Source organism: Klebsiella sp. (genome assembly GCF_027492335.1).
Taxonomy (GTDB): domain Bacteria; phylum Pseudomonadota; class Gammaproteobacteria; order Enterobacterales; family Enterobacteriaceae; genus Klebsiella; species Klebsiella huaxiensis.
Window position 1 is genome coordinate 44,480 of record NZ_JAPUEW010000070.1, and the last position, 6,365, is coordinate 50,844.

5 protein-coding genes are annotated in these 6,365 nt (G+C 51.2%); 1 reads left to right on the top strand and 4 read right to left on the bottom strand.

Going from position 1 to position 6,365, the window contains the following annotated elements; genetic code table 11:
- Positions 1–2: 2 nt before the first annotated feature.
- The 4 genes from QVF11_RS21465 to QVF11_RS21480 all read right to left on the bottom strand — a co-directional run bounded on the left by QVF11_RS21465 (position 3) and on the right by QVF11_RS21480 (position 2,228).
- Positions 3–275, bottom strand: coding sequence for a phage holin family protein (locus QVF11_RS21465; protein ID WP_287859107.1), 273 nt, complete (start codon positions 273–275; stop codon positions 3–5).
- The gene (locus QVF11_RS21470; RefSeq protein WP_142514281.1) at positions 265–657 is read right to left on the bottom strand and encodes a phage holin family protein; all 393 of its coding nucleotides are present in this window, start codon (positions 655–657) and stop codon (positions 265–267) included. Before QVF11_RS21470 ends, QVF11_RS21465 begins: the two co-directional genes overlap by 11 nt.
- Before the next feature lie 77 nt (positions 658–734).
- Entirely contained in the window at positions 735–1,097 is a 363-nt protein-coding gene (locus tag QVF11_RS21475; protein ID WP_287859109.1) for a transcriptional antitermination N peptide, read from the bottom strand.
- 429 nt (positions 1,098–1,526) lie between these two features.
- On the bottom strand, positions 1,527–2,228 hold the full coding sequence (locus QVF11_RS21480; protein ID WP_185928553.1) for a S24 family peptidase: 702 nt from the start codon (positions 2,226–2,228) through the stop codon (positions 1,527–1,529).
- 454 nt (positions 2,229–2,682) lie between these two features.
- Between QVF11_RS21480 and nifJ the strand changes: the two genes are divergently transcribed.
- Positions 2,683–6,210: a pyruvate:ferredoxin (flavodoxin) oxidoreductase gene (gene nifJ, locus QVF11_RS21485; RefSeq protein WP_287859110.1), complete on the top strand. Its 3,528-nt coding sequence runs from the start codon at positions 2,683–2,685 to the stop codon at positions 6,208–6,210.
- Positions 6,211–6,365 lie beyond the last annotated feature (155 nt).

Genomic DNA, 6,365 nt, shown 5'->3' on the forward strand with positions numbered 1-6,365 from the left:
CCTCATTTATCAATTAAATGTGCAATATTCCCTTTCGCACGAAATACAGCCATAAAAACAAAAAAATTGACTACAACAACCAACCAGTGGGTCGACTCATATAAGCCGAACAAATAGCGAAACGGTATGCTGGCATAGGTAATCACGAGTAAATATGCTGTACACGATACCCATGGCCGATATCTCCTGAGCTGAGCACGGCGATAAAACATCAAATTTAGGGTAATAAAAGAACAGAGAACTGAATTAACCAGTGCAGGAAGGTTATTTTCCATTCGTACGCTCATTATTATGCCGGGTTAATATTTTGTACAAATCGGTTAGTTCTTGATTATTCAGAAACGTGAGGATCTTAATAATAAGTGCAGATATCAGCACCGCACCCAGCGCGTCTAATGGCCTTTCACTATACCCTGTCCAGGATGCCAGTTTCGTCCCGATTAACCCGGCTCCCAGGACACCAACAATAAAGGAAGTCATGAAATAAGCGGCCAATCGAAAGCGGGTAATATTTACCGCAGTTGCCACATAAAATACCGCACCAGCAAAAGCCCCAAAAACAACGCCATAATCAATACCTGTTACCAACCCAAACATACCAGCTCCCATTAGTCCACCAGCAACAACTAGCGATGTACCGGAAACAGGATCAGACATTTATCCTCCCTTCTTTCACTGTGAGTGATAATGGTAAATACCGAGGTGCAGAATAATTTTTCATACTTACACTACGGTTACCTCGCCGTTATTTTCTTTCTTTTTTGTAAACCAAGTGCATAGATCGCCCGATGGCAAAGATAGTCAGCGGATTCTATATATTTATGCCCGAAATCTTGTTGATAAATAATTGCCGCTCGCTCAATTTGGCGTTTGTATTCTTCACGTTGCCAGATGACATCCTGAGCAATAAATTTTATAGGCACAGCGTTATCAATAGAGTCCGGCGTATGATGTACTCCTTTGGCCTGAATCTGAGCACGACCAGGCGTCGGTCGATGCAGAACATCTGCAGTGAGGGTTTCAGGATTTTGCAAGTGCGAGCGACGTTCACGGCGTCGGCCCGCAGCAGAACCCTTAAACGCGGTTCGACGGGACATAACAGCCTCCTTAATGATCTTTGGTGGTACGGTCATAGCGGAGACATTCGCTTAAACGAGCCTTATTGGAAACCCCATCCCAAAGTTCATTATTTGAGGAAACTGGCTTTTCAGCCACGTAGATTCATTACTGAATCGTTGTATCTCATCATCAGGATGATTGAGTTAAATCGTGTTGATGAAATAAAGATACCTTAAGGTTACCTAAAAATAAATACCTATAGGTATATTTTTACATTAAAAATGATAATCACATGAAAATAAAGGATTTTTATGCATAACTTATTTGACGGGAGAGTCGGAAAGGAGATGGAAGAGTACAAGTGTTGCCTATGCGATGGCATAAGCAACCCTGATAGCGAAGCCCGTGGAACATTCTCAATAAGGCTTTGACACGACGCATCTGCACGCCTGACGTGCAGGCCGAATTTACACGAAGCGTTTAACGCTGTGGCTATAGATAACGCGACCGATAATTTTCAGATATTGTTCATGGCTTTCGCCAATCGTCCAGTCGGCATATTTACTGTTATCTGAATGCACAAGCAGGCCATCGGCAGTGAACTGTAGACGTTTTACCAACACCGCGCCTTTAAATGAGAAGACATAGATGCCGTCACCTTCGAAGTAATCTTTCGATACATCAATAAAGATATAGTCGCCAGTTTCAATCGTGCCTGACATGCTATCGCCGGATACCGTGATCACTTTGATATTCTCTGCGGGTCGGTTACCAAAAAGCCTGAGCGCGCCGACGGAGTCATAGGTGATACTGCTGACGGTTTCATCAACTTCACTTGAAACAATGCAACCGGGTCCAGCGCTGGCTTGTGCATCCAGAACTTCAATAACGTATTGTATCTGTGGTGAGTTTTCCACTCGTTCGCCCACGCTATCAATACTCCCGGTAATACCGTCCATCCATCCACGGGGCAGATTGAATGAAGATTCAATAAGTTCGACCATCTCGTCAGCTATCCTTTTCTTTTGCTTCTTACCTTCGGGGTAGAGCATCCGTGAGACATAAGAAGGCTCCCGACCAATGGTTCGGGCCACATCAACGGCTTTTCCGCCACATAAATTATCGCGGATATAGAGCAGGCGTTGCCGCCGGGTTTCGTATTTGTCCATAGGAGCGATTTTAACGTCATTTACCATCAGGTGGGCAAAATATAGCAAATACTCATAAAATTACCTATAGGTAATCATCATCAATGCCCACGCTTCATCATCTTCCAGGTGCCGAACGGAAATCGACAACATTGCTACTTATGGAAAAATGGCGCACTCAATTTTGGTGTAGGGTGTCGTCCATACGCGAGTCTCTATGCTCAAGCTGAACTAATTTATCTAACTTATGGATTTTGTAGCGCCTGGAGATCAAAAAAGCCTGGTTCTTTGGCGTCTATACTAAAACAAGCAGTCGCAAACGGGGTAACACAGCGCTCGTCAAAAATGAATTGATAAGAATCCTGTAAGGTTGCGCTGATGTCGGGTTGCAAGAAAAACATAAGCAAATGCTCAGGGAGTGTCCTTGAGCATAAATTTTATATTTATCAAAAATTAAGCAATGTGAGTATTGAATATGATCACTATCGACGGTAATGGCGCGGCCGCCTCAGTCGCGTTTCGCACCAGTGAAGTTATCGCCATCTACCCGATTACGCCCAGCTCCACGATGGCGGAACAGGCGGACGCCTGGGCTGGCAACGGGCTGAAAAACGTCTGGGGCGACGTTCCCCGCGTCGTCGAAATGCAGTCGGAGGCCGGGGCAATTGGTGCCGTACACGGTGCGCTGCAAACCGGTGCCCTCTCGACCTCTTTTACTTCATCGCAGGGTTTACTGCTGATGATCCCGACGCTGTACAAACTGGCAGGCCAACTGATGCCGTTTGTTCTGCACGTCGCTGCCCGTACCGTGGCAACCCACGCGCTCTCTATCTTCGGTGATCACTCTGATGTGATGGCTGTGCGCCAGACCGGTTGCGCGATGCTCTGCGCCAGCAGCGTCCAGGAAGCGCAGGATTTTGCCCTGATTTCGCATATCGCCACGCTGCAAAGCCGGGTGCCATTTATTCATTTCTTCGATGGTTTTCGCACCTCGCACGAAATCAATAAAATCGCTCCGCTGGCCGACGATACCCTCCGTAGCCTGCTGCCGCAGGATAGGATTGACGAACATCGCCAGCGCGCGCTGAATCCGGAACATCCGGTGATCCGTGGTACCTCCGCCAACCCGGATACTTACTTCCAGTCCCGCGAAGCAACTAACCCGTGGTACGACGCGGTTTACGATCATGTCGAAACCGCCATGAACGATTTCGCCGCCGCCACCGGACGCCAGTACAAGCCGTTTGAGTTCTACGGCCATCCGCAGGCAGAACGCGTCATTGTGATCATGGGCTCGGCCATTGGTACCTGTGAAGAAGTGGTTGAAGAATTGCTGAATCGTGGCGAAAAAGTCGGCGTGCTGAAAGTTCGTCTTTACCGCCCCTTCTCTGCCGCTCATTTGTTGGAAGTCCTGCCGGAAAGCGCCCGCGCCGTGGCAGTACTGGACCGCACTAAGGAACCTGGGGCTCAGGCAGAACCGTTGTATCTCGACGTGATGACCGCTCTGGCGGAAGCCTTTAACCGCGGCGAGCGCGAAACTCTGCCGCGCACAATTGGCGGTCGTTATGGACTGTCCTCCAAAGAGTTCGGCCCGGAGTGCGTGCTGGCGATTTTCAACGAACTGAGCGCCGCCAAACCGAAACCGCGCTTTACCGTCGGAATCTATGATGACGTGACCAACCTTTCCCTGCCGCTGGTGGAAAATACCCTGCCGTCGGAAGCCAAGCTGGAAGCGTTGTTCTACGGTCTCGGCAGCGACGGCAGTGTCTCGGCCACCAAGAATAATATCAAGATTATCGGCAACTCAACGCCGTGGTTCTCGCAGGGCTATTTCGTCTATGACTCAAAAAAAGCCGGCGGCCTGACGGTTTCACACCTGCGCGTTAGCGAGAAACCGATTCGTTCTTCTTATCTGATTTCACAGGCGGACTTCGTCGGCTGTCATCAGCTGCAGTTTATCGACAAGTATCAGATGGTCGAGCGTCTGAAGCCTGGCGGCATTTTCCTGCTCAACACACCTTACAGCGCTGATGAAGCCTGGTCGCGTCTGCCGCAGGAAGTGCAGGCGACGTTGAATCAGAAAAAAGCGCGGTTCTATATCGTCAATGCGGCAAAAATCGCCCGCGAATGCAGCCTCGGCGCACGTATTAACACCGTTATGCAGATGGCATTTTTCCACCTGACGCAAATCCTGCCGGGCGATAGCGCGCTGGCGGAGCTGCAGGGCGCTATTGCCAAAAGCTATAGCAGCAAAGGTCAGGAACTGGTCGAACGCAACTGGCAGGCGCTGGCGATGGCCCGCGAGTCGCTGGCAGAGGTGCCGTTACAGCCGGTCGACGGCAACAGCCCGAACCGCCCGCCGGTGGTGTCCGATGCCGCACCGGATTTTGTCAAAACGGTGACCGCCGCGATGCTGGCCGGACTCGGCGATGCGCTGCCGGTTTCCGCTCTGCCGCCGGACGGCACCTGGCCAATGGGCACCACTCGTTGGGAAAAACGCAATATTGCCGAAGAGATCCCAATCTGGAAAGAAGAGCTTTGTACTCAGTGTAACCACTGCGTCGCCGCCTGCCCGCACTCGGCTATTCGCGCCAAAGTGGTCTCCCCGGAAGCGATGGAAAGCGCCCCGACCAGCCTGCACTCTCTGGATGTGAAATCTCGCGACATGCGCGGACAGAAATACGTATTGCAGGTGGCACCGGAAGATTGCACCGGTTGTAATCTGTGCGTCGAAGTGTGCCCGGCGAAAGACCGGCAAAACCCGGAAATCAAGGCCATCAATATGATGTCGCGCCTTGAGCACGTTGAAGAAGAGAAAGTGAATTATGACTACTTCCTCAACCTGCCGGAAATTGACCGCAGCAAGCTGGAACGTATTGATATCCGAACATCGCAGCTGATTAGCCCACTGTTCGAATACTCCGGGGCCTGCTCCGGCTGCGGCGAAACGCCGTATATCAAACTGCTGACCCAGCTTTACGGCGACCGGATGCTGATTGCCAACGCCACCGGTTGTTCATCAATCTACGGCGGTAACCTCCCCTCTACGCCATATACCACGGATGCTAACGGCCGCGGCCCGGCGTGGGCGAACTCACTGTTCGAGGATAACGCCGAATTTGGTTTGGGCTTCCGCCTTACCGTCGATCAGCATCGTCAGCGCGTGATGCGTCTGCTGTCAGAGTTTGCCGATAAGCTTCCGGCGGAGCTGAACGACGCGCTGCATGCAGAAGCAACGCCTGAGGTGCGCCGTGAACAGGTTGCCGAACTGCGTAAGGTTCTGGCAAATGAAGAGAGTGCCAAGGAACTGTTAACCGATGCCGATGCGCTGGTGGAGAAATCTATCTGGCTGATCGGCGGCGACGGATGGGCCTACGATATTGGCTTTGGCGGGCTCGACCACGTGCTGAGCCTGACCGAAAACGTCAATATTCTGGTGCTCGATACCCAGTGCTATTCCAACACCGGCGGCCAGGCCTCGAAGGCTACCCCACTGGGCGCAGTCACTAAGTTTGGTGAGCACGGTAAGCGCAAAGCGCGTAAAGATCTCGGCGTGAGCATGATGATGTACGGCCATGTCTACGTCGCACAGATTTCACTGGGTGCCCAGCTTAACCAGACGGTAAAAGCGATTCAGGAAGCAGAGGCTTATCCGGGACCGTCGCTGATTATCGCCTACAGCCCTTGCGAGGAGCACGGTTACGATTTGGCCTTGAGCCACGATCAGATGCGTCAACTGACGGCCACCGGATTCTGGCCGCTGTACCGCTTCGACCCGCGTCGCGCCGATGAAGGCAAGCTCCCACTGGCGCTGGATTCTCGTCCACCGTCAGACGCGCTGGCAGAAACGTTGCTTAACGAACAGCGCTTCCGTCGCCTGAATGCTCAGCAGCCGGAAGTGGCGGAGCAGTTGTGGAAGGATGCAACGAAAGATCTGCAAAAACGCTACGACTTCCTCGCGCAGCTGGCCGGTAAGGCTGAAAAACCAGCGACTGAAAGTTAAACCGCAGGCGTTTTTTCAGCATATAAAAAAAGCCCGAATATCAATTCGGGCTTGTCATTTAACCGACCAATAAAAACCATTCTCAGGAACGGACGGCAGCAAAAAAATTTTGGATGACAATAAAGGCATATAACGGGCGGATAATACGACATTAA

Bases quoted from the DNA above. Each gene is read 5' to 3' on its own strand.
- QVF11_RS21480 (WP_185928553.1), bottom strand. From the start codon at position 2,228: ATGGACAAATACGAAACCCGGCGGCAACGCCTGCTCTATATCCGCGAT.
- QVF11_RS21475 (WP_287859109.1), bottom strand. From the start codon at position 1,097: ATGTCCCGTCGAACCGCGTTTAAGGGTTCTGCTGCGGGCCGACGCCGT.
- nifJ (WP_287859110.1), top strand. From the start codon at position 2,683: ATGATCACTATCGACGGTAATGGCGCGGCCGCCTCAGTCGCGTTTCGC.
- QVF11_RS21465 (WP_287859107.1), bottom strand. From the start codon at position 275: ATGGAAAATAACCTTCCTGCACTGGTTAATTCAGTTCTCTGTTCTTTT.
- QVF11_RS21470 (WP_142514281.1), bottom strand. From the start codon at position 657: ATGTCTGATCCTGTTTCCGGTACATCGCTAGTTGTTGCTGGTGGACTA.